Origin of the sequence: Frigoribacterium sp. 2-23, from assembly GCF_049601585.1 — a bacterium.
GTDB lineage: Bacteria > Actinomycetota > Actinomycetes > Actinomycetales > Microbacteriaceae > Frigoribacterium.
The window spans coordinates 2286757-2313281 of record NZ_CP187126.1 but is presented as its reverse complement, the minus strand read 5'-3'; the positions used below and the strand labels follow the sequence as shown (position 1 = coordinate 2313281).

The following is a 26525-nucleotide window of genomic DNA, read 5'->3' as shown; positions in this document are numbered from 1 at the left end:
ACCCTCACCAGGACGCGCCGCTCGGCAGGACTACGCGATCAGGTTGCCGCAGGTCGCCGTCAGGTTCAGGAGGGCGGTCGCGACCTCGCGGCCCGGCGACACGGTGCTCCACGGCCCGGCGACGACCTGGACGCGCCAGACGCTCGTCGTGCCGAGCGTGAGCAGGGTCGTCGGTATCTGATAGGTCGTGGACCCCGCGGGCAGGGTCGCCACCACCGTGCTGTCCCGCAGCACGACGACGGCCGTCTGCACCGGCCGCGCCGGCGTCGAGAACGTCCAGGTCAGCGCCGGCTGGCCGAGGAGGAGTGGCACCGCGCAGTCGAACGTCGACAGGCTCGGCACCGTCCCGGCCGCGTGCTGGCCCGTCGCCTGCCCGGCGTCCGTGAACGCGGCGAGCGTGGGCTGCGGCGTCGCGACCGCTCCGGTCGCGCCGACCACGCCCGCGACCACGCAGAGGGCCAGAGCTCCGGAGGCACGGTGGGCGGACACGCGGACGTCGCGTCGACGGAGGCGGTGCCGGCCCGCGGCGTGCCCGGCGGCGCGGTCGGCGAGCGAGCGGGCGGTGCCCGCGGACGCGACCCGCGCCTCCTCGGGGTCGACGGTGTCGGCAAGATCGGTGTCGGCAAAATCGGTGTCGGCAAGATCGGTGTCGGTGTCGGTGTCGGTGTCGGTGTCGTCGGACTCGGGGAGTCGCGGGCGCCGGAACCCGACCATCGCGAGCATCCCGAACAGGGTCCCGACGACGAAGACGTACGGCGGCTTCATCGCCTCGTCGAACGCGTAGCCGAGGGAGGGCGCCGACCAGAACACGCGGTCGGCGCTCGCCGCGACGATCGGCTCGGGGTCCGCGGCGTCGTTGGCGTCGCCGCGGAGGGTGAACGACCGCGCCGCCTCCGGATCGGCGCTACCGGTCGCGGCCGGCGCGACGGCCACGACGCGGTGGGTGACGAGCTGGCCATCGGCCCGGGGCAGGCTCACGATGTCACCCGGTTCGACCTCGGCGGCAGGGACCCGGTGCGCGAGGGCCAGGGAGCCCGTCGGGATGCCCGGTGCCATCGAGCCGGACCGGAAGATGAGCGGGGTGATCCCGGCGAAGACGGCCAGAGCCGCGGCGATGAGGCAGACGACCCCGATCACGGCTCCCGCCCAGAGGACGATCTCGCGCGCCACGAAGCGGGCTCTGACGACACGGCGGGCACCGACGACGCGGCGGGCACCGACGACGCGGCGGGCTCGGTGCGCGGTGTCGCTCACGCGGCTCCCCTCGTCGATGGAATGGGGGCGGACGATGCGGACACCCGACGTGCGCCTCGTCCGCCCCCGAGTCCCGCGCCACGTCCGTCTGGGAGACGGGGGCAGCGGGACGCCTGGTGGTCTACTGCTGGGTCGCGGTCACCGTCATCGTGACGACCGTCGACTTGCCCTGGAGCCCCGTGACGGCCGTCAGCGGCAGCTCCGCCCGAACGCAGAGGAACTCGACCTGGCCGGCGGCGAGGGCCCGCGGCGCGGCCGTCGTGGGGTTGGTGCTCAGCTTCGTACCCGTCGCCGTAATCGCGGTTCCCGCGTCGAACTGCGTCTGGCCGCAGGTCGGCGGTGTCGCCCCGAACGCCGCGGTGCCGAGCGACGAGACCCCGAAGTTGAGGCCCGCGTTGAGGGCCGGCACGTCGGAGCCGTTCGTGCTGGACGTCGTGTAGGCGTAGCCGAAGTTGATCGAGCCGGCGTTGCGGACGGTGAGCAGCGCGAACGTCGTGTCGCCGGGCTTGGCCGCCGTCATCGTCAGGTTCGTGAGCGCCACCGGGGTGTCGGAGTCGTTCAGCTTCAGATCGAGGACGCCGGTGGTGAACGTGCCGGTCGCCGTGTTCGTGTCCGTCCAGGCGGCGAGGGTCGTCACCGTTCCGAGACCGAGCACGGCCCCGAGGGCGAGGACCGCCCTGACCTTGCCCGAGGTCGACAGTCTGCGGGCGTGCGGGGTCGCCGAGAAGATGGACATGCGATGTCTCCTGATCCTGATCACGTGCCTGGGTGGTTTCGCGGTGGTGAGTCGCGCTCCAGTGATCCTGATGATAGCTCGCGACACGCCGTTTGTCAGCGGTCGCCGTTACGCTTGCTCCCGTGGTCACCGCCCTGTATCGCCGTTACCGGCCAGAGAACTTCGCCGAGCTCATCGGGCAGAACCAGGTGACCGATCCGCTGCGCACCGCCCTCCGCACGAACCGGGTCAATCACGCCTATCTCTTCAGCGGCCCGCGCGGCTGCGGCAAGACCACATCGGCCCGCATCCTGGCCCGCTGCCTGAACTGCGCCGAGGGTCCGACCGACACCCCGTGCGGTGTCTGCCCCTCCTGCGTCGAGCTCGCCCGCGACGGCGGCGGGTCTCTCGACGTCATCGAGATCGACGCCGCGAGTCACAACGGCGTCGACGACGCGCGCGACATCCGCGACCGCGCCATCTTCGCGCCCGCCCGCGACCGCTACAAGATCTTCATCCTCGACGAGGCCCACATGGTCACGCCGCAGGGCTTCAACGCCCTGCTCAAGGTCGTCGAAGAGCCGCCGGAGCACGTGAAGTTCATCTTCGCGACGACCGAGCCCGACAAGGTCATCGGCACGATCCGCTCCCGCACGCACCACTACCCGTTCCGACTCGTGCCGCCGGCACAGATGCTCGAATACGTCCAAGAACTCTCGGCGAGCGAAGACATGTCGGCCGCTCCGGGTGTCCTGCCGCTCGTCGTCCGTGCGGGTGGGGGCTCGGTGCGAGACACCCTGTCGCTCCTCGACCAGCTGATGGCCGGCAGCGAGGGCGGGTCGATCGAATACGAGCGGGCCGTCGCGCTGCTCGGCTACACCCATGCCTCGCTGCTCGACGAGGTCGTCGAGGCCCTCGGTCAGCGTGACGGCGCGGCCGCGTTCGCGTCCGTCGACCGCGTGATCCAGACCGGGCAAGACCCGCGACGGTTCGTCGAAGACCTGCTCGAGCGCCTTCGAGACCTCATCGTCGTCGGGGCCACCGCCGAGGGGGCGAGCGCCGTGCTGCGGGGTGTCACGCCCGAAGAGCTCGAGCGGCTCACGCATCAGTCCCACGTGTTCGGCGCCGCCGAGCTCTCGCGCTCGGCCGATGTCGTCAACCGCGCTCTGACCGACATGACCGGGGCGACGTCGCCCCGCCTGCACCTCGAGCTCATGATCGCCCGGGTGCTCGTGCCCGAGAGCGACGAGACCGAGCGTGGTGCCCTGGCCCGGGTCGAACGACTCGAGCGGCGCATCGGCGTCTCCGGTGGCGGTGCGGAGTCCGCACCCGGCGCGAACCACGCGGTCGCCGTATCGCCGGTCGCCGCCTCCGGTGCGGGGGCTGTATCTCGGGTCCCCGCGGCGGCATCGCCGAGTCCGGTCGTGCCCGTCGTCGGCGCTTCGTCGTCGGCGAGCAGCCCGGCCAGCGAGCCCGCGGCTCCGTCCTCGGCGCACTCGGCCGCGTGGGCGCAGACGCCTCCGGTCGAGAACGCGGTGCCGGCGGCCCCCGAGCGGTCGGCCGTACCGGTCGGCCCCGTCACGCTGCAGCAGCTGCGCGACAGCTGGCCCGAGATCGTCGAGGTCGTCGAGAAGTCGAGACGGACGGCCTGGATGGTCGTCGTCACGGCGACCGTGCAGGCATTCGCCGACGACGTGCTCACCCTGGCCTTCCCCAGCTCGCGCGACGTCGAGAGCTTCAAGCAGCCGCAGGGCAACGGCGAGGGCGTCAGTGAGTACCTGCGCCGCGCCATCCGCGACGTGCTCGGCATCACCGTGAAGTACATCGCCAAGGTCGAGGGCCCGACGGAGGCTCCGGCGCCGACGGCCGCTGCGCCGACGGCCCCTGCACCCGCAACCCCTGCACCCACGCCCGCTGCGGCGCCCGTTGCCGAGGCGCCCGCCACCAGCGCGCCCGCCGCGACTCCCGAGCCCACGCGTGCACCGGCCGCTCCTGCGGCGCGGGCCGACACGGGCCGACAGGCCACGCCCCCGGCAGCACCCACGTCGGCATCGGCTCCGGCGCCCGCGCCTGCGGGCCCGAACCCGACGTCGTCCGCACCGGTGACGCCGCCGGCGCCCGCCGGCCCCGTGACCGGCTGGGACGTCGCCCCGATTCCGCAATCCGCGCCTCCGGAGCCCGACGAGCCCGAATACATCACCGAAGAGCCCGAGGGCGGCGTCCCACCCGTCGACGTCGAGCCCCCGGCCGACATCGAGGTCGGCGAGCCGTCGCCCCCGGCTCCCGCGCCGCGATCCGGTCCCGTGAACGGCGCCGCACCGGCACCGTCCCCGGCCGCCGCACCGACCGCGTCCTCCGGCTCGCCGTCGGCGCCCGAGCGCCGGGCCGCGACCGGCGACCCACGTCGCGGCATCCCGGCCAACTCGCGCTACGGCGAGGCCGTGGTGCGCGAGATCCTCGGTGCCCAGTTCATCCACGAAGAGACGATCGCTCCTAGCGTCACGCCTCAGAGAAGCGAGTAGTCCGTGTACGAGGGCATCGTCCAAGAGCTGATCGACGAGTTCGGGCGGCTCCCGGGCATCGGCCCGAAGTCGGCCCAGCGCATCGCGTTCCACATCGTGCAGAGCGAGAACTACGACACGTCGCGTCTCGCCGAGCTGCTCGTGGACGTGAAGACGAAGGTCCGCTTCTGCGACATCTGCGGCAACGTGACCGAACAGGAGACCTGCGCGATCTGCCGTGACCCCCGTCGGTCACCGGCCGTGATCTGTGTCGTCGAAGAGGCGAAGGACGTCCAGGCGATCGAGCGCACCCGCGAGTTCCGCGGGCTGTACCACGTGCTCGGCGGGGCGATCAGCCCCATCGACGGCATCGGGCCCGACGACCTGCGCATCCGTCAGCTCGTCCAGCGCCTCGCCGACGACACGGTGCAAGAGATCATCATCGCGACCGACCCGAACCTCGAGGGCGAGGCCACCGCGACGTACCTGTCACGCATGCTCTCGCCCTTCGGCCTGCGCGTCACCCGGCTCGCCTCGGGCCTGCCGGTCGGCGGCGACCTCGAATACGCCGACGAGGTCACCCTCGGCCGTGCGTTCGAAGGCCGCCGGGTCGTCACCGACTGAGACGACTCGTGCCGGGCGTGCGTGTTCGGGCCGAGCCGCGCCTCCGGGTGTCGTGTCGCGTTCGCGGCATGCGGTGACGTCTATTCACCACAGGACGACGCGAACACGACACGTCGCCAGCCGAACCGCGGCTCAGAGGCGTGCGCGTCGAGCCCGCACGAAGCTGTAGACGCCGAACGCGATCAGCCCGAGCGCGACCGCCGTCAGGACGACCTGCCCGAACGGCAGGGACGCCAGCGACTTGAGGGCCCCGTCGAGACCGGTCGCCTCGCTCGGGTCGGCCGTGACGGCAGCCACGACGAAGAGCACGCCGACGACACCGAGTGCGACCCCCTTCGCCACGTATCCGACGACGCCCAGGGCGACCGTGGTGCGGCCGGCGGAGCCGGCCGGCACCACCAGGTCCTCGCGGAACTTCTGTCGCGCCCCCTTCGCCACGAGATAGGCGCCGATCGCGATCACGGCGAGCCCGAGGACGACGAGCAGGACGACCCCGCCCGGAGCGGCCAGCAGTCGCGCACTGATGCTCTGCGTCTGCCCCGAGCTGTCGCTCGAGCCGCCGCGAGCGAACGTGAACGCGGTGAACCCCACGGCCAGGTACGCGATGCCCTTGCCGCCCGCCTTAGCGCGTTCGGCCCAGTCGTCGCGCTCGGTCCCGCGCACGAGCGCGGCCTCGAGAATCTGGAACGACCCCAGCGCCCACAGGCCGACGACAATCACCCAGAGGAGGACGGCGCCGCCGGGGTGGGATGCGAGCTGGCCGAGCGCCCCGCCCTGGTCCGCCTCGCCCCCGTCGCCGAACGCGACCCCGAGCGCGATCACCCCGATCAGGATGTGGATGACACCGTTCATGGCGAAACCCACGCGGGCGAGTGTCGTCATGGGGCGGCTGTTCTGCAGGCGGCTGGCGACGCCGCGGGCGTCGTCCGTCGTGTCGGGCATCGGTCCAGCGTAGGCGGGAGCGGCGCGGTCGGCCCGACCCGCGTCGTCACACGCTCGCGGCACGCAATAGAATCGCCCCATCGAGACGGCGCGCATCCCCGCGCGCCCACGCCCCCTCCTGGAGTCGCCCGTGAGCTTGATCGTGCAGAAATTCGGCGGTTCGTCCGTCGCCGACGCCGAGAGCATCAAGCGTGTCGCCAAGCGCATCGTCGAGACACGCAAGGCGGGCAACGACGTGGTCGTCGCCGTGAGCGCCATGGGCGACACGACCGACGAGCTGCTCGATCTCGCGAACCAGGTCGCGCCGATCCCCGGCGGCCGTGAGCTCGACATGCTGCTGACCGCCGGTGAGCGCATCAGCATGGCCCTGCTCGCGATGGCGATCCGCAGTCTCGGTGTCGAGGCCCGCTCGTACACGGGCAGCCAGGCGGGCATGCTCACCGACGCGCAGCACGGCCGGGCGCGCATCGTCGACGTCACGCCGAAGCGCATCCGCGAGGCGCTCGACCAGGGCTTCGTCGCCATCGTCGCCGGGTTCCAGGGCTTCAACCGCTCCACCGGAGACATCACGACGCTGGGTCGCGGAGGTTCCGACACGACCGCCGTGGCGCTCGCCGCCGCGCTCGACGCCGACGTCTGCGAGATCTACACCGACGTCGACGGCATCTTCACGGCCGACCCCCGGGTCGTCCCGAAGGCGCGGAAACTCGATCGCATCACGAGCGAGGAGATGCTCGAGCTCGCCGCCGCCGGCTCCAAGGTGCTGTACATCCGCGCCGTCGAGTACGCGCGTCGACACGGCGTCACGCTGCACGTGCGGTCGTCGTTCAACAACAACGAGGGGACGCTCGTCGTCAACCCGACAGAGGGAGAGAACGTGGAAGAGCCGATCATCGCGGGCGTCGCGGGCGACCTGAGCGAAGGCAAGATCACCGTCGTCGGCGTGCCCGACGTCCCCGGCAAGGCCGCGCAGATCTTCCGCACCGTCGCCAAGACGGGCGCGAACATCGACATGATCGTGCAGAACGTCTCGGCCGCGAGCACGAGCCGCACCGACATCTCGTTCACGCTGCCGAAGTCCGAGGGCGCGGTCGTTCTGCAAGCCCTCGAGTCGGACCGGCTCGAGATCGGCTTCGAGTCGCTGCAGTACGACGACCAGATCGGCAAGCTCGCCCTGGTCGGTGCCGGCATGCGCACGAACGCCGGCGTCTCGGCTCGGCTGTTCACGGCCCTCTTCGAGTCGGGCATCAACATCGAGATGATCTCGACCAGCGAGATCCGCATCTCGGTGGTCACCCGCGCCGACACGCTGAACGAGGCGCTCCGCGTCGTGCACAGCGCGTTCGGCCTCGACGGCGAGGTCGAGGCCGTCGTCCACGCCGGCACCGGTCGCTGACGCCCCGCACCCCGCGACCACCGGCGACACCGAGCACCCGACGCCGAGAAGCACCCGACGCCGAGAATCCCACGACACCGAGAAGCCGAGGAGGCACGGGGCACCCCGCCCGCGCCTCCTGAACTACGCTCTCGACACACGAACACGACGAGACGTGCCCCGAGGCACGTCCCCGCAGAAAGAGGAACGACAATGGCTGAAGGTCTGCGCGTCGGCGTGGTCGGTGCGACCGGGCAGGTCGGCAAGGTCATGCGCGCCCTGCTCGAGGAGCGCGAGTTCCCGATCGCCGAGATCCGCTTCTTCGCCACGGCCCGCTCGGCCGGAACGACGCTGCCCTTCCGCGGTGTCGACGTCGTCGTGGAGGACGTCGAGACGGCCGACCCCGCGGGTCTCGACATCGCCCTGTTCTCCGCCGGCGCCACGGGCAGCCGTGCCCAGGCGCCGCGCTTCGCCGCGGCCGGGGCGCTCGTCATCGACAACTCCAGCGCCTGGCGCATGGACCCCGAGGTCCCGCTCGTCGTCAGCGAGGTCAACCCGCACGCCATCGACCAGGCGGTCAAGGGCATCATCGCGAACCCGAACTGCACGACCATGGCCGCGATGCCGGTGCTGAAGGTGCTCGACGCCGAGGCGGGCCTGTCCCGGCTCATCGTCAGCACGTACCAGGCCGTCTCGGGCAGCGGTCTCGTCGGCGCCGAGGAGCTGCTGTCGCAGGCCAAGGCGGCCCTCGAGCAGGACACGCTCGGCCTCGTGCGCGACGGCTCGGCCGTGACGATGCCCGAACCGACGACGTACAAGCGGCCCATCGCGTTCGACGTCATCCCGTTCGCGGGCAACCTGGTCGACGACGGCCTCGACGAGACCGACGAGGAGAAGAAGCTCCGCAACGAGAGCCGCAAGATCCTCGAGCGCCCCAACCTGCTCGTCAGCGGCACCTGCGTGCGCGTCCCCGTCTTCACCGGGCACTCGCTGTCGATCAACGCCGAGTTCACGTCGGCGCTCACGGCGGCCCGGGCCCGCGAGCTGCTCGCGGACGCCCCCGGCGTGGTGCTCACCGACATCCCGACCCCGTTGCAGGCGGCCGGCACCGACCCGAGCTACGTCGGACGCATCCGTCAAGACGAGGGCGTGCCCGGCGACCGTGGTCTCGCGCTGTTCATCAGCAACGACAACCTCCGCAAGGGCGCAGCCCTCAACGCCGTGCAGATCGCCGAGATCGTCGCGAGCACCCGCTTCGCCCGCGCCTCCTGACAGCCCGCTCGGCAGGGCGTCCTACACTGGACGCCGTGACCAATGCAACGAAGCCAGTCGACGTCGCCCTGATCGGTGGGGGCATCATGAGTGCCACCCTCGGCGCCATGATCAAGCAGCTCGAGCCGAGCTGGAGCATCCGCATCTACGAGGCGCTCGGCGATGTCGCGCAAGAGTCGAGCAACCCCTGGAACAACGCCGGCACGGGCCACTCGGCCCTGTGCGAGCTGAACTACACGCCCGAGAAGGCCGACGGCACGATCGACATCACGAGTGCCGTGAAGGTCAACGAGCAGTTCCAGGTGTCTCGACAGTTCTGGTCGTTCCTCGTGGCCGAGGGTGCGCTGCCCGAGCCCGACGCGTTCATCAACTCGACGCCGCACATGAGCTTCGTCTGGGGCGAGAAGAACGTCGAGTACCTCCGAAAGCGCTATGACGCGCTGAAGGGTCACCCGCTCTTCCAGGGGCTGGAGTTCAGTACCGATCCGGCCGTCATCCGTGATTGGGCACCCGCGCTGATCCCGGGGCGTTCGGCGGACCAGGCCATCGCGGCCACACGGATCGACGCCGGGACGGACGTCGATTTCGGGGCCCTCACGCGCCTCCTCATCTCGTATCTCGAGAAGAACGGCGCCTCGCTCGAGCTCGACCACCGGGTCACGAACCTCACGAAGCTCGCGGACGGCTCGTGGCGCATCAAGATGCGGCGCCAGGTCGGAGGCACGCCCACGACGGTCGACGCGCGTTTCGTCTTCGTCGGGGCCGGCGGGGGAGCCCTGCACCTGCTGCAGAAGTCGGGCATCGACGAGATCAAGGGCTTCGGCGGGTTCCCGGTCAGCGGCGAGTTCCTGCGGACGGACGACCCCGCGGTCGTCGCCACGCACCGCGCCAAGGTCTACGGCAAGGCGGCCGTGGGCTCGCCTCCCATGTCGGTACCGCACCTCGACACGCGCGTGGTCGACGGCACGGCGAGTCTGATGTTCGGCCCCTACGCCGGCTTCAGCCCCAAGTTCTTGAAGCACGGCTCGTGGTTCGACCTGTTCGCGTCGATCCGGGCGCACAACCTGTACCCGATGATCCGTGCGGGTCTGTCGAACCTCTCGCTCGTGAAGTACCTCGTCGGCCAGCTGGCGGCGAGCCGCGAGACGAAGTTCGAGGCGCTCAAGGAGTTCATGCCCGATGCCGACCCGAAGGACTGGTACCGCATCACGGCCGGTCAGCGCGTCCAGGTGATCAAGAAGGACAAGAAGAAGGGCGGCGTGCTCCAGTTCGGCACCGAGGTCGTGTCGGCCGCAGACGGCACCATCGCCGGGCTGCTGGGCGCATCACCCGGTGCATCGACGGCCGTGCCCATCATGCTGACCGTGCTCGAGCGCTGCTTCCCGGCGAAGAAGGCCGAATGGGAGCCCGCTCTTCGCCGGATGGTGCCGACCTTCGGGGCCCAGCTCGCCACCGACGAAGAGCGCGCGGCAGCCACGATCGGTGCCACGGCGGAGGCCCTCGGCATCCACGCCTAGGCGTTTCTCCACAGCGCGGCCGGCCGCGACTTGCCCTTCGTTCGAACATGTGTTCGAATCAGGGCATGCGATGGAGTGGGCAAGAGATCTCGAGCGACGCCGACGCCGCCCTGCCCGGGCTGGCCAAGCTGAGCACCCTGGTGAAATCGGTGACGACGCCGGAGTTCGCCGGTGTCACCTTCCACGAGATCCTGGCGAAGAGCGCGCTCAATCGCATCCCCGGTGGTGACTCGGCGCTGCCCTTCGGCTGGACGGTCAACCCGTACCGAGGCTGCAGTCACGCCTGCGTGTACTGCTTCGCCCGCCCCACCCACGAGTACCTCGATCTCGACGGGGGAGACGACTTCGACCGCCAGATCGTCGTCAAGGTGAACGTCGGCGAGGTCCTGGCACGCGAACTCGCCCGTCCGTCCTGGCAGCACCATCCCGTCGCGCTCGGCACGAACACCGACCCCTACCAGCGGGCCGAGGGTCGCTACCGTCTGATGCCGGGCGTCATCGCCGCCCTGGCCGGCTCGGGCACACCCTTCAGCATCCTGACGAAGGGCACGTTGCTGCGCCGCGACCTGCCACTGCTCGCCGAGGCGGCCGAGCAGGTGCCGGTCGACCTCGCGATGTCGATCGCCATCTACGACGACGACCTGCAGCAGTCCATCGAGCCGGGCACGCCGACCACGGCAGCCCGTCTGGCGACCGTCACGGCGGCCCGAGAGGCGGGGCTGTCCTGCTCCGTGTTCATGATGCCGGTGCTGCCGTATCTGACCGATACGCACGACCACCTGCACGCGGCACTCGCCGCCGTCCGCGACTCCGGCGCCACGAGCGTGATGTACAGCGCGCTCCACCTCAAGCCCGGCGTGAAGGAGTGGTACTTCGCCTGGCTGGAGCGCGAGCACCCCGAGCTCGTCCAGCGGTACCGGGCGCTCTACGACTCGGGCACCTACGCGCCTCTCGGCTATCGCACGTGGCTGGCCGCCCGTCTCCGCCCGCTGCTCGCCGAGTACGGACTCGAGCGCGGCCGCTCCGATCCGTCGAGCGGCTCGATGAGGTCGTCCGCCCTCGACGACTCCGAGGCGTCCCGCGAGCTCCTCGGGCTGAAGGCGCCGAGCGGCCGACAGCGCTCCCTCATCGCCGCCGAGTTGCCGGGGGGTGCGCGTCTCCAGCCGCGTCTGTTCTGACGTCCCCCGCGAGACGGTGTGCGGGGCACAAACGGCGACGTCGATGCTGATGACCACGCTCGTGCCCCCAGATAACGGGGTACAAGACGGGGCGGCGTTCCGGCATACTCGCTATGCCAGACGAACGACCGAAGGAGGCGCCGTGCTGCTCGGTCTTCCTGCCCACCTCGCACCCCAGAGCATGGGCCGTGCCGTCGCCCGTTCCTGTCACGTCATCGCCTGTGTCGTCCTGGCCGCCGCCTCCGTCCTGGTCGTCGTCGAGCAGCTCTCGCAGCCCGGGGCGATCCTCTGGCCCGCACTCGTGGCCCTCGTGCCGATGCTGGGGCTCCTGGTCGTCGTGGAGCGCTTCGGCACCCCGACCGCGACGCTGGCCTACCTGCTCGTGGGGGCCGCGTGTCTGTACTGGTACGCGGTGACGTTCTTCGTGCAGGCCGATCTGGTCGAGTCGACCGACGCCCTGTTGCTGACCCTGCCCAAGGTCGCCCTGATCATGGTGGGCGGCAGCGGGATGGTGCCGCGCCTCAGCCTGGTCTGGACGGGTCTCGGGTTCGCCCTCGGCGAGTTGGCGACGCAGCTCGCCGCCTGGCAGACCGGCTACGACATCCGGCTCGACGTGACGGGGTTGCTCTCCTTCGCCGTCGTGTTCTGCACGGTGGGGTGGGGCATCGTCGCGCGTGATCGCGTGCGCCGGGCTCAGCCATCGCTCCACCGCGCGGCTCGCGACGAAGAGCTTCGTTCCGTCCGGCACGACATCGAGCTGCAGGCCGCCGCGCACCTGCACGACACCGTGCTGAGCCATCTCGCCGCCCTCTCGACCGGAGGCGCGGGTCGGCTGCGTCCGCAGCTCGCGGCGGCGATGCGGGACGACCTCGAGACCCTGGTGGGCCAGGAGTGGCTCGACGCCGACCCGACGCAGCCGGCCTCGGGTCGCCGCGGTTCGCTCGTGGGAACGGGCGTCGGCGACGGCCCCGACCCCTGGCTCGAGTCCGACCTCTACCGGGCCGTCGCCGAGGGCCGGGAGCGTGGTCTCGAGATCGGCGTCACGGGCGATGTCTCCCAGGTCGCCGAGCTCGATGCGTCGCGCGGGCGTGCCCTCGGGCTCGCGGTCGGACAGTGCCTCGTCAACGTGCAGAACCACAGCGGCACCGACCGCGCCGAACTGGTCATCTACGGCGAGCCCGGCGAGCTGACGGTGATGGTCATCGACGACGGACGCGGGTTCGACACGACGGCGACGGGCGGCGACCGTCTCGGGCTCAAGAACTCCGTGCACCTGCGCATGCAGCGCGCGGGCGGGTCGGCCCAGGTGTGGTCGTCGCCCGGGAGCGGCACGTCCGTGATGATCCGCGTCCCCACGACCCCGCACCTCCTGATCGAACGAGGAGGCGCGGCGTGAGTCTCCGAGAGCGCACGCCCCAGCAGATCGACCCCCTGGGTGGTCTCGGCGCCCGGCCGATCACCGCGGCGGCGGCCGCGTCGTCCCTGATCTACGCCGTCGTGATGGCGGTCGTCACGTGGCGGTTCGTCGTCGATCCGTTGATCGCGGTGGTCTCCCTGCTGCTGCTCGCGGCGGCAGGAGGCGTACTCGTGCGAGCGTCGAGCCCCTACCGCGCTCCGTTCACCCGACGCGCGAGCGTCGTGATGGTCGGCCTCGGCAGCGCGGCCGCGATCACCAGTGCCGTGTCGATGGCCGGCGCCAACGAGTTCGTGCGGGACGACTGGCCGCCGATCGCGGTCGGGATGCTCCTGCTCGGTCTCGCGCCGTATCGGCCCGGGCTCGAGATCGCCCTGCTCGGGGGCCTGTACTCGCTCGTCGTCGCCGTCGTGGTGACCGTCGAGTCCCCGTTCTTCACGGCCGTCGCACCCGTCCCCGTCCTGGTCATCGCCGGCATCGTACCCGTCGTCGCGCTCTCGTTGGCCGGGGCCACCTTCTCAGCCACGTTCGTGTCGTTGGTCGAGCGCTGGATGAGCCGGGCCTCGACCTTCCGCTCGGCCAGTGTCGTGGCCATGCGCAGCAGCATCGCCCGGTCGGTGCAACAGGACAGGGTGACCATCCTGAACCGCGACGTCGTACCGTTCTTCTCCCGGCTGCTCGACGCGGACGCCCTCACCGCCGACGACGCCGGGCGCGCGCGCGACATCGCGGACGCCCTCCGGCGATCGATGGTGGCCGAGGCCGATCAGAGCTGGCTCGACGCCGTGCTCCTGTCGCCCGGCACGGCCGTGACCGGGGTCGTGGTCGACGACGACCATCTGGCCGAGACCATGACGGCCGATCAGCGCACGTCGATGCGGGCGCTGCTCGTCGCGCTCGGCGAGAGCGGGGTCGTCCGCTCGGACGACGTCCGAGTCGAGGTCCTGCCGTCCGTCGATCGGGCCCTCGACCGGGGTACCGCCGAGGTGCCGCGGGCCGGTCCCGGGGTCGACGTGCTGATCTCGGTGGGCACCCTCGAGTCCGAGTCGGTCGTCCGACATCGTCTCGCCCCCTACTTCGCCGTGCTCCGCATCGTCTTCGACACCCTCCAGGTCGATTCGACCGCCCCCCTCCTGACAGTAAGGTTTTCCTATGACCAGCACTGAGTCGAGCGGCCGTTCGTCGCTTCGTCCGGACCTGTCGCGCCCTGTCTCCGTCCCGTCGTGGAGCACGGTCGGGCCCGGCTCCGACGCCCCGGCCGTGCGCCGTGTCCGCCTCGCCATCCTCGACGACCACGAGGTGCTTCTCGACAGCCTGTCGAGCTGGATCAACGTGAACGCGTACGACTTCGACCTCGTCCTCACCGCGCACACGTGGTTGCAGCTCGTGCACAGCGACAACTTCCCGACCGACCTCGTCTTCCTCGACTTCCAGTTGAAGGAGCCGGTCTCGATCGAGGCCCGTGTCCGCACCTGTCGCGCCGCCGGTGCCAAGGTCGTCGTGCTGTCGAGCCTCGACACCCGGGAGGCGCGCGAGCGTGCGCTCGACGCGGGCGCCTCCGCGTTCCTGTCGAAGGCGCTGCCCATGCGCGAGGTGATGGACGCGGCCCGTCAGGTGATGGGCGTGGCCCGCGACAACTCGCCGCAGCGCGACTGGCGTCCGCTGCCGGTCGGTGCCGCGAACCAGAGCCGGCCCAAGCTCAGCGCGGGGGAGTCCGAGGCGTTCCGCCTCTACGTGTCCGGTCTCAGCACCAACGAGGTCGCGCAGCAGATGAACGTGCAGTACGAGACGGCCAAGACGTACCTCCGTCGGGTCCGCGAGAAGTACGCGAAGGCGAACCGGCCGGCGAGCAAGAAGTCCGAGCTGATCCGCCGCGCCGCCGAAGACGGTTACCTGCAGTAGTGGCGAAGCTGTACTTCCGCTACGGAGCGATGAACAGCGGCAAGAGCACCGCTCTGCTGCAGGCCGCCTACAACTACGAGGAGCGCGGCCAGCGGGTGCTGCTCGCGAAGCCGGGCATCGACACCAAGGGAGACGACGAGATCGTCTCGCGGCTCGGTGTCACGCGGCGCGTCGACGTGGTCTTCGGGCCCGGCGACGACGTGCTCGACGTCTTCCGGTCCAGGCGACGCGAGGTGCACGACGCGACGGGGTCGGACATCGCGTGCCTGCTCGTCGACGAGGTGCAGTTCCTCACGCCCGAGCAGGTCGACGACCTGCTGCGCATCGCCATCGTGGAGGGCGTGCCGGTCTTGGCCTACGGCATCCGCACCGACTTCCGCACGATGGCCTTCCCCGGCAGTCGGCGACTGCTCGAGATCGCCCACTCCCTCGAAGAGCTCAAGACGATCTGCCGGTGCGGGCGCAAGGCGGTCTTCAACCCGCGCAAGATCGGCGACCGCTTCGTCTTCGACGGCGACCAGGTCGCGATCGACGGGGGCGAGGTCACCTACGAGTCGTTGTGCGGTGCCTGCTACCTCGCCGAGAGCGGCGGCCAGCTGAGCCCGGCAGGCGCCTGAGGCGACCCGGCCCAGGAGGCGCCACCCGCGCCTCCTGGGGTCTCCCGTGCCGCACAAGCGGTCAGGGGGCCTGGAGCGGGCTCGCCGACGCCTCGATCGCGCTGGCGGGTCCCTCGGGGCGGGCACGCCAGCGACCGGACGCGACGTACTTCACCATGACGTTCACGGTGGCGGCGGTCGGGACGGCGAAGAGCGCCCCGGGGATTCCGGCGATCAGCGATCCCGTGGCGACCGAGAACACGACGGCCAGGGGGTGCACGCGGACCGCGCCACCCATGACGAGCGGCTGCAGGACGTGCGCCTCGAGCAGGTGCACGAGCAGCACGCCTCCGAGCATGATGAGCGCCTGCACGGGGCCGGCGACGGCCAGCGCCAGGAGGACGGCCAGGGCGCCCGTCACGATGGCACCCAGCACGGGGATGAACGATGCGAGGAAGACGAGGATCGCGATCGGGATCGCCAGCGGCAGACCGAGGAAGAACGCGAACAAGCCGATGCCCACGGCGTTCGCGGCGGCGACCACGACCTGCACCCGGACGAACGACGTGAGGGTGCCCCAGCCGGCGAGCCCGGCCCCGTCGATGGCCGGTCGGGCGGCCCGGGGGAACAGCTTGACGACCCAGTGCCAGACCCCGCGCCCGTCGATCAACAGGAAGATCGTGGCGAAGAGCGTCAGCAGGCCCCCGGTGAGCAGGTGCCCCGCCACGGTGCCGATGGCGGCCACACCGCTGATGATCTCTTGGCTGGCGTTCTTGACGGCCGAGCCGATCTGACCGACGTACTGGTTGAACTCGGCGTCCGTCAGCTGCAGCGGCGAGGTGCGGAGGAACTGCCTCAGCGCGTCGTACGACGCGAGGCTCTTCGTCGTCAGGTCGGAGGCACCGGCGCGGATCTGGACGACGACGAGCACGAGCAGGCCGCCGACCACCACGACGAGTGCCAGGAGCGCGATCACGATCGACAGCCAGTGCGGCACGCGCCGGCGGCTCAAGGCCCGCACGACGGGTTGCAGCAGGGCGCAGATCAGGATCGCGATCAGCAGGGGTACCACGATCTCGGACAGCGTCGCGATCAGCCAGCCCGCGAGGGCCAGGCAGCCGGCGACGACGAGGAGGCGCCAGCCCCAGGCTCCGGCGATGACCATCCCCGCGGGCAGCGGGGAGGGCGCAGCCCCGGCCGGAGCGCGCGTCTCACCCCCGAGGGACAGGGGACGAGGAGGTGCGATGAGGTCGCCGTCGACGGCCTGCGCCTCCGAGACACCCGGCTCGCTGCTCGGACTGCGGTCGTGGCGCCACGGAAGCTTCATGCCGTGAGTATCCAGTCCCGCCGCTATCAGTGGGCTGTGAGTCGCCCGATTCCCCTCTGAACACAGGCGCCGCCCTGGTCAACCCGGTACGAAGACACAAATGGCCAGACCCGAAGGGCCTAGCCATTTTGCCCGTGGGGCGGGCGGGGACCGCCCCACCAAACAAGCACAGTGACACAAATGGCCAGGCCCTGAGGCCTAGCCATTTTCATCGTGGGGCGGGCGGGGACCGCCCCACCAAACAAGCACAGAGAGAAGAATGGCCAGACCCAAAAGTCTGGCCATTCTGATCGTCGGGGTAGCGGGATTCGAACCCACGACCTCCTCGTCCCGAACGAGGCGCGCTACCAAGCTGCGCCACACCCCGATGTCTTCACTCGTCTCTCGCGAGGCGAACGAAGCAACCCGATAATACTAGCGGAAGTTTCAGGCGGTGAGTGTCACGATGACCGCCTCGGGGCGGCAGTCGAAGCGGATGGGGGCGTAGATCGACGTGCCGAGGCCGGCGGACACTTCGAGGTACGAACTCTTGCGGGCGTGGTGCCAGGTCGAGAGTCCGCTGACCTTGCCGCGGGGGATGTCGCAGTTCGTGACCAGGGCGCCGTATCCGGGGATCTGGATCTGCCCGCCGTGGGTGTGTCCGGCGAAGATGACGTCGGCCCCGTTGTTGACGAAGGAGTTGAGCACGCGCTGGTAGGGCGCGTGGGTGACGCCGATACCGATGGGGTCGGGGCCATGGGGCTCGTCCTGCCAGCCGACGTTCTCTCGCAGGTCGTCGAGTGCTCCGGGGATGCGGTCGAGCCGGTCCCAGTTGCGGTGGGCGTCGTTGACGCCGAAGAACTCGAGGCGCGAACCGCGGATCTCCATCGCACGGGCCGTGTTGTTGAGGTCGAGCCAACCGAGGTCGGCGAAGAACGCCTCCATACGATCGACGTCGAGGTGGGTCGGCTTCTGGTGTCCCTTGCTCGGACCGCCGAAGTAGCGCATCGGGTTCTTGGGCTGCGGTCCGTAGTAGTCGTTCGAGCCGTTGACGAAGACGCCGGGCACGCCGCGGAACGCCTCGAGCATGTGCTCGAGGGCGCCGTGGGCGTCCCGATGCCCCATGTTGTCGCCGGTGTTGACGACGAGATCGGGCTCGAGCACGGCGAGACCGCGCACCCAGTCGATCTTGTCCTGTTGCCACGGTGCCAGGTGGAGGTCCGACAGATGCAGGATCGTCAGGCTGCGGGAGCCGGGTTCCAGGATCGGCAGAACCTCGTGTCGCACCGTGAAGCGGGACCGTTCGACCAACGATCCGTACGCGAGCGTGCCCAGGCCGACGGCCGCCGTCACGAGTGTGGCGGCGGCCGTCGCCTTCCCGGCTGAGATCCGGGTCACGCGCAGTTGCCGGGGTCGGCGCCGGCCTTGTCGCCGTAGATCGTCAGACCGATGCCGCTGTCCTTCGCGACCGAGCTGTTGGCACCCGGATTGCTGCTGATCACCTGACACTGATTCTTGCCGTCGCCGGGTTGGAAGCCTGCGATCGACACCTTGGACGGGTCGAACCCGGCCCCTGCTATCTGGTTGCGGGCGTCCTTGAACGACTTCTTCGTGACGTCCGGCACCGTGGCGGCGAGCGAGCCGTCGCTCGTGTAGACGGTCACCGTGTCGCCCTTCGACACCACCGAGCCGACACCGGGGTCGGTTTCGGAGACCTGACCCGCGGGCAGGGCCGACGGCCGGGTGCCGCCGTCCGCGTACTTGAGCTGCAGACCGCTCAGGATGGTCTGTGCCGCCGACGGCGTGCTGCCGGCGAGATCGGGCACACTGACGCCCGAGCCACGGATGAGGCTGTCCTCCGGCTTCGAGAATGCGTCACCGGGGTAGACGGTGTTGTTGACCTTCTGGATGGCACGCCAGTACGTCGGTCGGTTGTTGGCGTAGGTGCTGTTCGTGCCGGGGGCGCTGAATTTACGGAGGCTGGCGCTGCCCTGGATGTTGCCGATCCAGAGGGCGGTGGCGAGCTTCGTGGTCGAACCGATCAGCCAGATCTGCTTCGCGCCGTCTGTCGTACCGGTCTTACCGATCTCGGGGTACGAGTCGGGCAGACCGCCGGTGATCGTTCCGCCCTGGAAGGGGCTCTGCATGGCGTACTGCGCGGCGGCGGCGATGTCGGGCGAGATGGCCTGCGAGCAGTTCTGCGGCTGGCCGCCGATGCTGGTGCCGTTCGCGTCCTTGATGTCGTCGACGATGATGGGCGAGCAGAACTTGCCGTTCGCGGCGATGCCGGCATAGGCGGCAGCCATCGTCAGCGGGGCGACCTCGTTCGTGCCGAGCACCGAGGCGGCTCCGTACTTGAGCTCGCCACCGTCGGCGCGGTGGACGCCGAGTCGCTGCGCCACGTCGCGGATGTCGCAGAGGTCGAGCTTCTGGGCCATCGAGATGTACGCGACGTTGACGGAGTTCTTCGTGGCGTTGTAAGCGGACATCATGCCGCCGACGTTGCCCTCGTCGTTGCCGGGAGTGTAGGGCGGGTTGTACCGCTCGGTGCCGCCGCACGACTTGAACGTGGAGAACCCGCGCTTGGTCGCATCGATCTGCTCGTTGATGCCGTGGCCCTTCTCGAGCCAGTCGATCAGCGTGAACGGCTTGTAGGTCGAACCGCTCTGGAACCCGGTCGACGAACCGTAGTTCTGGTCGGTGCTGAAGTTCACGCCCTGCTTGGTCGGGTCGGTGTTGGCCGGGTCTTCGGTGAAGTCCTTGTTCTGGGCCATGACGATGACGCGTCCGGTGCCGGCCTCGACCGAGTTCACGGCGCTGCCGAGATCGAATCGCGACTCGGTGTTCGGCGCGTACTTGTCGATCTGGGCCTTCGCGTTCGCGGTCAGATCGAGGTTCAGCGTCGTGAAGACCTCGTAGCCGCCGGTCGCCCAGTTCTTCTTTCGCTCGTCGGGAGTGGCACCCAACGAGGTCAGGTCGCCGATGCTGTTCTTCACGTAGTCGCAGAAGAACTGAGCACCCGGTGCCGTGACGGCCGCGCAACCCTGGGTCGCGGGGGTCAGGACGACGTAGCTCGCCACGTCGGCCGCGACCGAGGCGTCGTAGGTCTCCTTGTCGATGTACTTCTCGTTGTACATCGACTTCAGGATGACGTCGCGACGGGCCTTGTTGGCCGGGTAGTTGTCCGCCTTCGAGAGGTTGCGGGTGTCGGGGTACTGCACGATCGCGATGAGGCTCGCGGCCTCGGCGGCCGACAGGTCGTTCGCGCCCTTGTTGTAGTAGTGCTGGGCGGCCGCCTGGATGCCGTAGGTCTGATCACCGAAGTAGGCGATGTTCAGGTACGCGAGCAGGATCTCGTCCTTCGAGTACTTCTTCTCGAGGCCGATGGCGAACTTCATCTCCTGCAGCTTGCGCTCGATGGAGGTGTCGGTCGCCTCCTTGTAGGCGGCGTCGCGCTCCTCCTTCGTGTCGAGCTGCTGCGACTGCGCGATGAGGATGTTGCGGACGAGCTGCATGGTCAGCGTCGAGCCACCACCGCTCGCGCCGAGCTGCCCGGAGTCGACCGTGCCCACGCCCGCGCGGACGAGCGACGTGACGTCGACGCCGCCGTGCTCGTAGAAGCGGCGGTCCTCACCGGCGACCACCGCCTCCTTCAGGGTCTTCGACACCTCGTCCCAGCCGACCTCCACGCGGTTCTCGCTGTAGAGGGTGGCGAAGGGGACCTGCTGCCCGTTCGACGTCGCGTACAGCGTGTTGCGCTGCTGCAGCTTGCCGAGCTCGATGTACTCGGGGATGCTCTCGAAGACGCCGATCGAGCTCGAGGCCGTCATACCGGCGACCGCGATGGCGGGGGTGACGCCGATCGTGACGAGAAGCCCAGCGAGCACGCTGAAGCCGATGAATCCGAAGAGCGCGCCGATGACGGACGTGGGCTTCGATTTTTGGGCAGACATAAGATCAGGGTAAGCGACACCGCCGATTTTCAAGCTGAACGGAACCCGAAATGGTCCTTTGGGAGTACATGACCACGCCGCTCATGGTGCACAACAGCACCGCGATCCTGAACAACTGGGGCTCTGACGGATGGGAGCTCGTGCAGGTGACCCAGGGCCCCGAGGGGGGTCCCGTGGCGTGGTTCAAGCGACCCAAGAACGACGCCTGATGGCCGACATCGAGTCGCGTCTCGGCGAGCTCGGACTCATCCTTCCGACGGCGCCCACGCCGGCCGGCTCGTACGTGCCCGCCATCCGCACCGGGTCCTACGTCTACACGGCGGGGCAGCTCCCGTTCGTCGACGGTCAGCTGCCGGCCACGGGCAAGGTGGGTGAGCACCACGACCTGATCGAGCCGGCGGCGGCGCAAGCCATGGCCGCGACCTGCGTGCTGAACGCCCTGGCCGCGGCGCGCTCCGTGCTCGGCTCGCTCGACGACGTCGTCCGCGTCGTCAAGGTGACGGGCTTCGTCGCGTCACATCCGGACTTCACCGGTCAGCCCGGTGTCCTCAACGGCGCATCCGAGCTGCTCGGAGAGATCTTCGGCGAGGCCGGTCGGCACGCCCGCAGCGCCGTCGGCGTCGCGGTGCTGCCGCTCGACTCGCCCGTCGAGGTCGAGCTCGTCCTCGAGGTGGCCTGACCCGAGCGGGTCGCACCTGCCCGTCCCGAGCGGGTGCCGCCCGCTCGGGACGGGCGACCTCAGCGCATGCCCTCCGAGATGACCGTCATCACGGACGTGTCGGCGAGGGTCGTGGTGTCCCCGACCTCACGGCCCTCGGCGACGTCGCGCAGCAGTCGTCGCATGATCTTGCCCGACCGGGTCTTCGGCAGCTCGTCCACCAAGAACACGGTGCGCGGTCGCGCGATGGCTCCGATCTGCTGGGCGACGTGCGTGCGCAGCTGGGCCACCGCCTCCTCGGGGCTGAGGCTCTTCTTCTTCTTGTTGCGGAGGATCACGAAGGCGACGACGGCCTGACCGGTCGTCTCGTCGCTGGCGCCGACGACGGCGGACTCCGCGACGATGGGGTGCGACACGAGCGCGGACTCGATCTCGGCCGTCGACAGGCGGTGGCCGGAGACGTTCATGACGTCGTCGACGCGGCCGAGCAGCCAGATGTCGCCGTCGGCGTCCCGTCGGGCGCCGTCACCGGCGAAGTAGCGGTCGCCGAATCGGCTCCAGTACGTCTCGACGTAGCGATCGGGGTCGCCCCAGATGCCCCGCAGCATCGACGGCCACGGCTCCGGGACGACGAGCAGGCCGCCCTCGCCGTTCGAGACCGGATCGCCGTGGTCGTCGACGACGTCGACCGAGATCCCGGGTAGCGGAGTCTGCGCCGAACCCGGCTTCGTCTCGGTGACGCCGGGCAGCGGCGAGATCATGATCGCGCCCGTCTCCGTCTGCCACCAGGTGTCGACGATGGGTGCGACGTCGCCGCCGATCACCTCGCGGTACCACATCCAGGCCTCCGGGTTGATCGGCTCGCCCACCGACCCGAGGAGGCGCAAGGACGTCAGATCATGCGCCTGCGGAATCTCGCGGCCGGCTTTCATGAAGCCGCGGATGGCCGTCGGGGCCGTGTAGAACAGCGTCACCCCGTACTTCTCGATCAGGCTCCACCACCGACCGGGCTCGGGGGAGTCGGGGGTGCCCTCGTACAGCACCTGCGTCGCGCCGTTGGCCAGGGGACCGTAGACGACGTAGCTGTGGCCGGTGATCCAGCCGACGTCCGCGGTGCACCAGAAGACGTCGGTCTCGGGGTGGAGGTCGAAGACGTTGCGATGCGTGTACGCGACCTGGGTCAGGTAGCCGCCGGAGGTGTGCAGGATGCCCTTCGGCTTCCCCGTCGTCCCGCTCGTGTAGAGGATGAACAGCGGGTGCTCGGCCTCGAACGGCTCGGCGACGTGCTCGGCGGCGGCCGCAGCGACGGCGTCGTGCCACCAGATGTCGCGGCCCTCGGTCCAGTCGATCTCGTTCTCGCCCCGTCGGACGACGAGCACGTGGCGCACGGTCGACTCGCCGTCGACGGCCAAGGCCGCGTCGACGGCCGGTTTGAGCGGCGAGACCTGGCCCTTGCGCCAGCCGCCGTCGGCGGTGATGACGAGTGTGGCCCGGGCATCGTCGATGCGGGAGCGGAGGCTCTCGGCGCTGAAGCCGCCGAAGACGACGGAGTGCACCGCGCCGATTCGCGCGACGGCCAGCATCGCGGTCACCGCCTCGCAGATCTGGGGGAGGTAGATGACGACCCGGTCACCCGGGCCGACGCCGAGGTCGAGGAGGGCGTTCGCGGCGCGCTTGACGTCCGCGGTGAGCTCGGCGTAGGTCACGGTGCGCGTATCGCCGGGCTCGCCTTCGAAGTGCAGGGCGACGCGGTCGCCGTTGCCGGCCTCGACGTGACGGTCGAGGCAGTTGTAGGCGACGTTGAGTCGGCCGTCGGCGAACCATTTCGCGAAGGGCGGGTTGCTCCAGTCGAGCGTCTCGGTGGGTTCGGTCGCCCAGGTGACGTGTCGGCGGGCCTGCTCGGCCCAGAAGGCCAGTCGATCGGCGGCGGCCTGCTCGGCCAGCTCGGTACCCGCGACGGCCTGATCGACGAATTCCGGCGACGGCGCGAACCGCCGCCCCTCGGTGAGCAGGTTGTCGATGTTGTCGGGCATGTCGATCCTTTCGCGTCATTGCGGGGAGCGCGGGCCAGAGCCGCGACGACGACACTACTCCGGGCGCGAGACCTCACCGGCACGGTCCGTCGACGGCCGCGCGACCGTGTCGAAGACGGCCGGCGCCCGCCTCGACTCGGGGCGCCTGATCCGGTGGGGGCGAGAGAGGTTGCGACACAGCCCGGGTGGGGTACACTCGCCACTGTCGGATTCAGTTCCGACGGACGGCGCGTTCGATTCCCCCCAATCATGCGCCGTCGTGGCGGCACCCGTTCCCCCCAACTGGTGCCGCCCCTCTCTTTTAACCCGCGCCGGTGCTCTCCTCACCCGGGCCGGTCCGAGACGCGCGAATCGGATCACCCCGTCACATCCTCGTCACGGGCGGAGTTATCCCCGTCGGGGCGGAACGAGCTGTCTTCGGCGTGTTCCGACGGGTTAGCGTCCTGCGCATGCCGACGTCATCCGACTCACCCGTGGTTCACCCGCACGCCGATGCGCGTAGGCACGGCACGCGCTTCGTTCCCGATGCGGCGAGGGATGCCTCCTCGTATCGGGGTACAAGTGTCCAAAACGGGGTACAGAACGAACGGCGACGCGTCTTCGGACCCCTGGCACCTCTCGTCCACGACGACGGGGTGACGGATGTGTTCGTGAACGGGGGAGGCGGCACCTGGGTCGACCGCGGCGAGGGACTCGTGCCCGTGCCGTCGATCCATCTGTCCGAGGAGTCGACACGCGCACTCGCCGTGCGCCTGGTGTCCGTCGGAGGCAGGCACGTCGACGAGTCGACACCGTGTGTGGACGTGCGTCTGACGGGCGGCATCCGGGTGCACGTCGTGCTCCCTCCCGTCTCGACGCAGGGGACGCTCCTCTCGATCCGTCTGCCCCGGGCCGTGCCCCTGTCGCTGGCGGACCTCGAGGACGGGGGCCTCCTCGACGACATCGGTGACGTCGGTCTCCGACGACTCGTCGCCGAGCGACGCAACCTCCTCATCTCGGGGGCGGGTGGCTCGGGCAAGACCACGTTGCTCGGCGCGTTGCTCTCGGAGGCCGACCCGCACGATCGGATCGTCCTGGTCGAAGACGTCGCCGAACTGCGTCCGGTCCACCCTCATGTCGTGTCGCTCGAGACGAGGCAGGCGAACCTCGAGGGCGTCGGTGCGATCGATCTGCCCCGCCTGCTCCGCGAGGCTCTCCGCATGCGGCCCGATCGTCTCGTCGTCGGCGAGTGCCGCGGCGTCGAGATCCGAGATCTGCTGAGCGCCCTGAACACCGGGCACGACGGCGGGGCCGGCACGCTCCACGCCAACGGTCTGGTCGAGGTCCCCGCGCGGTTGGAAGCCCTCGGCGCCCTGGCCGATCTGAGCCCGACCGCGCTCGCCCGACAGGCGGTCAGCGCGATCGACGCCGTCCTGCACGTCGATCGTCGAGAGGGCCGCCGCCGGCTGGCACAGGTCGGGACGCTCGCCCTCGACACCGACGGGCGGCTCGTCGCCCGGGTGGCCCATGCCGCCTGACGGGGTCACGCGCGCCGGCCCGCGCGCTGCCGCGATCATCGAGCTGATCGCGTCGTCCGTGCGCACGTCGATGGGCCGGGCCGGGCCGGCGGGCGCCACCGTGGGCCCCGGGGCCGTCGCGACGATCGTGGAGCGCATCGCCGTCCTCGTGGGCGCGGGGGTGGCGCCGGGAACGGCCTGGCGTCTCGTGGGGGAGTCCGTCCCCGGTGAGGCGACCCGTGCCTCCTGCGGATTCGTGGCGGCAGCCGCGGCTCGGGGCGAACCCGTGTCGGATGCCGTCCTCGACGCGTTCGCCTCCTCCACGGCGGCGTCGTGGCGTCAGCTGGCCGCCGCGTGGCGCGTCGCCGAGCACAGCGGCGCACCGCTCGCCGGCTGCCTCCGGTCGTTCGTCGACGCCCTGCGTGCGGACGAGGAGGCGCGGCGAGACATCGAGGTCGCGCTCAGCGGCCCTCGGGCCACCTCCCGCATCGTGCTCGCACTGCCTCCGGGCGGGCTCCTCTTCTCCGTGGCCATGGGATTCGACGTCGGACGCGTCCTCGTCGGGACACCCGTGGGGTGGGGCTGCCTGGTCGTCGCGACCGGTCTCGTCGCCGCGGCCCGGGTCTGGAACAGGGCGCTCGTGACACGAGCGACGCCGCCCGACGGCATCCCCGGGCTCCGTCTCGAGCTCATGGCCGTGGCGCTCGCCGGCGGCGGGTCCTGGCGCGGGGCGCTCGAGGTGGTCGACGCAGCCATCGACGACTGCATCGGTGGCGGCACGACCTCCGAGCCCGAACGGCAGACCTGTCTCGTGGTGCTCGACCTCTCGAGGCGGGCGGGGGCCCCGGCCGGGCTGCTGCTCCGATCGAGCGCGGACGGCGCTCGACGGGACGCCCGGGCAGCGGGTCGGTCGGCCGCCGCTCGGCTCGGGTCGACCCTCATGGTGCCGTTGGGCGTCTGCGTGCTGCCGGCCTTCCTCGTGGTGGGCGTGGTGCCGCTCGTGGTCTCGCTCCTGTCGTCCACAGGCATCGCCCTGTGACGACGATCCCCATCGCAGCCGTCTCGCCGTGCAGGGGACCGCCCATCGTCGAGACACTCGACGAGGTCGCCGCCGGCGGCCGCTCGACAGCACCATCCGTCTGACAGCGCAAAGAGTAAGGAACCCCATGACCCTCATGACCACGACCACGACCCGTCGCCGCATCGGCCTGCGAGACCAGTGGCGTCGAGTCTGCCGCCGGCTGGCCGACGACCGGGGCGCCGCGACCGCCGAATACGCCATCGTCATCATGGCGGCGGTGGGATTCGCCGGTCTGCTCGTCGTCATCATGCGCTCGGACGAGGTCAAGGGCATCCTGTCGCAACTGGTCCGATCCGCGTTGTCGGTGGGCTGACGTGACCGGCGTGCCGCGCGGGGAGCGCCCCGGTGCCGGTCGGCGGGGAGTCCCTCTCCTCCCGGGCGATCGGGGCTCCGTCACGGTCGAGTTCGCCGTCGTCCTCCCGGGGCTCCTGCTGGTGGCGGCGATCCTGCTGGCCGCGGTCGGAGTGTCGGTCAAGGCGGTGGCCGTGGCGGATGCGGCGGCCGTCCTCGCGCGGCAGGCCGCGCGAGGAGACGCCTCGTCGCTCGAGTCCACGCTTGCCGCGCTCGCCCCGGGGGCGACGGCCTCCCGACACGACGCCGCGGATCTGGTCTGCGTCGACGTGCGTCGCCGCGTGGCCCTCGGGCCTCTTCGGGAGGCGGTCGACCTGTCCTCGCGGAGCTGCGCGCCCCGAGCGGGCGGCTGACCCG

At 70.3% G+C, this 26525-nt stretch carries 23 protein-coding genes and 1 tRNA gene; 16 read left to right on the top strand and 8 right to left on the bottom strand.

Annotation, left to right across the window (positions count from 1 at the left end; translation table 11 throughout):
* Positions 1-30 precede the first annotated feature (30 nt).
* Both ACPEEZ_RS10855 and ACPEEZ_RS10850 read right to left on the bottom strand, forming a co-directional pair.
* Entirely contained in the window at positions 31-1254 is a 1224-nt protein-coding gene (locus ACPEEZ_RS10855; RefSeq protein WP_423918665.1) for a hypothetical protein, read from the bottom strand.
* Positions 1255-1375: 121 nt separating this feature from the next.
* On the bottom strand, positions 1376-1990 hold the full coding sequence (locus ACPEEZ_RS10850; protein WP_423918662.1) for a TasA family protein: 615 nt from the start codon (positions 1988-1990) through the stop codon (positions 1376-1378).
* Between the two features lie 122 nt (positions 1991-2112).
* Here ACPEEZ_RS10850 and ACPEEZ_RS10845 point away from each other — a divergent pair, with 122 nt between their 5' ends.
* A complete protein-coding gene (locus ACPEEZ_RS10845; protein ID WP_423918659.1) occupies positions 2113-4491 on the top strand; it encodes a DNA polymerase III subunit gamma and tau in 2379 nt (792 codons plus the stop codon).
* A gap of 3 nt (positions 4492-4494) precedes the next feature.
* On the top strand, positions 4495-5094 hold the full coding sequence (recR, locus tag ACPEEZ_RS10840) for a recombination mediator RecR (protein WP_423918657.1): 600 nt from the start codon (positions 4495-4497) through the stop codon (positions 5092-5094).
* A 132-nt stretch (positions 5095-5226) separates the two neighbouring features.
* On the opposite strand, the gene ACPEEZ_RS10835 is transcribed toward recR, so the two are convergent.
* A complete protein-coding gene (locus tag ACPEEZ_RS10835) occupies positions 5227-6036 on the bottom strand; it encodes a DUF1206 domain-containing protein (RefSeq protein WP_423918654.1) in 810 nt (269 codons plus the stop codon).
* Between the two features lie 130 nt (positions 6037-6166).
* On the opposite strand from ACPEEZ_RS10835, the gene ACPEEZ_RS10830 reads away from it, so the two are divergent.
* From ACPEEZ_RS10830 to ACPEEZ_RS10795, 8 genes are all read left to right on the top strand, one after another.
* A complete protein-coding gene (locus ACPEEZ_RS10830) occupies positions 6167-7432 on the top strand; it encodes an aspartate kinase (RefSeq protein ID WP_423918651.1) in 1266 nt (421 codons plus the stop codon).
* A gap of 192 nt (positions 7433-7624) precedes the next feature.
* A complete protein-coding gene (locus ACPEEZ_RS10825) occupies positions 7625-8683 on the top strand; it encodes an aspartate-semialdehyde dehydrogenase (RefSeq protein ID WP_423918648.1) in 1059 nt (352 codons plus the stop codon).
* A 35-nt stretch (positions 8684-8718) separates the two neighbouring features.
* Complete coding sequence (locus ACPEEZ_RS10820) at positions 8719-10200, top strand: malate:quinone oxidoreductase (RefSeq protein WP_423918645.1); 1482 nt, start codon at positions 8719-8721, stop codon at positions 10198-10200.
* Positions 10201-10265: 65 nt separating this feature from the next.
* The gene (locus ACPEEZ_RS10815; RefSeq protein ID WP_423918643.1) at positions 10266-11378 is read left to right on the top strand and encodes an Rv2578c family radical SAM protein; all 1113 of its coding nucleotides are present in this window, start codon (positions 10266-10268) and stop codon (positions 11376-11378) included.
* 142 nt (positions 11379-11520) lie between these two features.
* The gene (locus ACPEEZ_RS10810; protein ID WP_423918641.1) at positions 11521-12774 is read left to right on the top strand and encodes a sensor histidine kinase; all 1254 of its coding nucleotides are present in this window, start codon (positions 11521-11523) and stop codon (positions 12772-12774) included.
* On the top strand, positions 12771-13958 hold the full coding sequence (locus tag ACPEEZ_RS10805) for a hypothetical protein (RefSeq protein WP_423918638.1): 1188 nt from the start codon (positions 12771-12773) through the stop codon (positions 13956-13958). The genes ACPEEZ_RS10810 and ACPEEZ_RS10805 overlap by 4 nt, the downstream gene beginning before the upstream one ends.
* A complete protein-coding gene (locus tag ACPEEZ_RS10800) occupies positions 13945-14694 on the top strand; it encodes a response regulator (RefSeq protein WP_423918636.1) in 750 nt (249 codons plus the stop codon). The genes ACPEEZ_RS10805 and ACPEEZ_RS10800 overlap by 14 nt, the downstream gene beginning before the upstream one ends.
* Complete coding sequence (locus ACPEEZ_RS10795) at positions 14694-15311, top strand: thymidine kinase (RefSeq protein WP_423918633.1); 618 nt, start codon at positions 14694-14696, stop codon at positions 15309-15311. The genes ACPEEZ_RS10800 and ACPEEZ_RS10795 overlap by 1 nt, the downstream gene beginning before the upstream one ends.
* Before the next feature lie 61 nt (positions 15312-15372).
* On the opposite strand, the gene ACPEEZ_RS10790 is transcribed toward ACPEEZ_RS10795, so the two are convergent.
* The 4 genes from ACPEEZ_RS10790 to ACPEEZ_RS10775 all read right to left on the bottom strand — a co-directional run bounded on the left by ACPEEZ_RS10790 (position 15373) and on the right by ACPEEZ_RS10775 (position 20549).
* Positions 15373-16617, bottom strand: coding sequence for an AI-2E family transporter (locus ACPEEZ_RS10790; RefSeq protein WP_423918630.1), 1245 nt, complete (start codon positions 16615-16617; stop codon positions 15373-15375).
* 293 nt (positions 16618-16910) lie between these two features.
* A tRNA-Pro gene (locus ACPEEZ_RS10785) sits at positions 16911-16984 on the bottom strand.
* A 59-nt stretch (positions 16985-17043) separates the two neighbouring features.
* A complete protein-coding gene (locus ACPEEZ_RS10780; RefSeq protein ID WP_423924247.1) occupies positions 17044-17985 on the bottom strand; it encodes a metallophosphoesterase in 942 nt (313 codons plus the stop codon).
* Between the two features lie 5 nt (positions 17986-17990).
* Entirely contained in the window at positions 17991-20549 is a 2559-nt protein-coding gene (locus ACPEEZ_RS10775) for a transglycosylase domain-containing protein (RefSeq protein ID WP_423918627.1), read from the bottom strand.
* Positions 20550-20599: 50 nt separating this feature from the next.
* On the opposite strand from ACPEEZ_RS10775, the gene ACPEEZ_RS10770 reads away from it, so the two are divergent.
* Both ACPEEZ_RS10770 and ACPEEZ_RS10765 read left to right on the top strand, forming a co-directional pair.
* Positions 20600-20758, top strand: coding sequence for a hypothetical protein (locus ACPEEZ_RS10770; RefSeq protein WP_423918624.1), 159 nt, complete (start codon positions 20600-20602; stop codon positions 20756-20758).
* Complete coding sequence (locus ACPEEZ_RS10765) at positions 20758-21228, top strand: RidA family protein (RefSeq protein WP_423918621.1); 471 nt, start codon at positions 20758-20760, stop codon at positions 21226-21228. Before ACPEEZ_RS10770 ends, ACPEEZ_RS10765 begins: the two co-directional genes overlap by 1 nt.
* Positions 21229-21287: 59 nt before the next feature.
* Here ACPEEZ_RS10765 and acs read toward each other — a convergent pair whose 3' ends face one another.
* Positions 21288-23240: an acetate--CoA ligase gene (gene acs / locus ACPEEZ_RS10760; protein ID WP_423918619.1), complete on the bottom strand. Its 1953-nt coding sequence runs from the start codon at positions 23238-23240 to the stop codon at positions 21288-21290.
* Between the two features lie 635 nt (positions 23241-23875).
* On the opposite strand from acs, the gene ACPEEZ_RS10755 reads away from it, so the two are divergent.
* The 4 genes from ACPEEZ_RS10755 to ACPEEZ_RS10740 all read left to right on the top strand — a co-directional run bounded on the left by ACPEEZ_RS10755 (position 23876) and on the right by ACPEEZ_RS10740 (position 26521).
* Positions 23876-24757 carry a TadA family conjugal transfer-associated ATPase gene (locus ACPEEZ_RS10755; RefSeq protein ID WP_423918616.1) on the top strand — a complete coding sequence of 294 codons (882 nt, stop codon included), beginning with the start codon at positions 23876-23878 and terminating at the stop codon, positions 24755-24757.
* Positions 24747-25775 carry a type II secretion system F family protein gene (locus tag ACPEEZ_RS10750; protein WP_423918614.1) on the top strand — a complete coding sequence of 343 codons (1029 nt, stop codon included), beginning with the start codon at positions 24747-24749 and terminating at the stop codon, positions 25773-25775. Before ACPEEZ_RS10755 ends, ACPEEZ_RS10750 begins: the two co-directional genes overlap by 11 nt.
* A gap of 136 nt (positions 25776-25911) precedes the next feature.
* A complete protein-coding gene (locus ACPEEZ_RS10745; RefSeq protein WP_423924245.1) occupies positions 25912-26130 on the top strand; it encodes a DUF4244 domain-containing protein in 219 nt (72 codons plus the stop codon).
* Position 26131: 1 nt separating this feature from the next.
* Entirely contained in the window at positions 26132-26521 is a 390-nt protein-coding gene (locus ACPEEZ_RS10740; protein WP_423918611.1) for a pilus assembly protein, read from the top strand.
* The last annotated feature ends 4 nt before the right edge of the window (positions 26522-26525 follow it).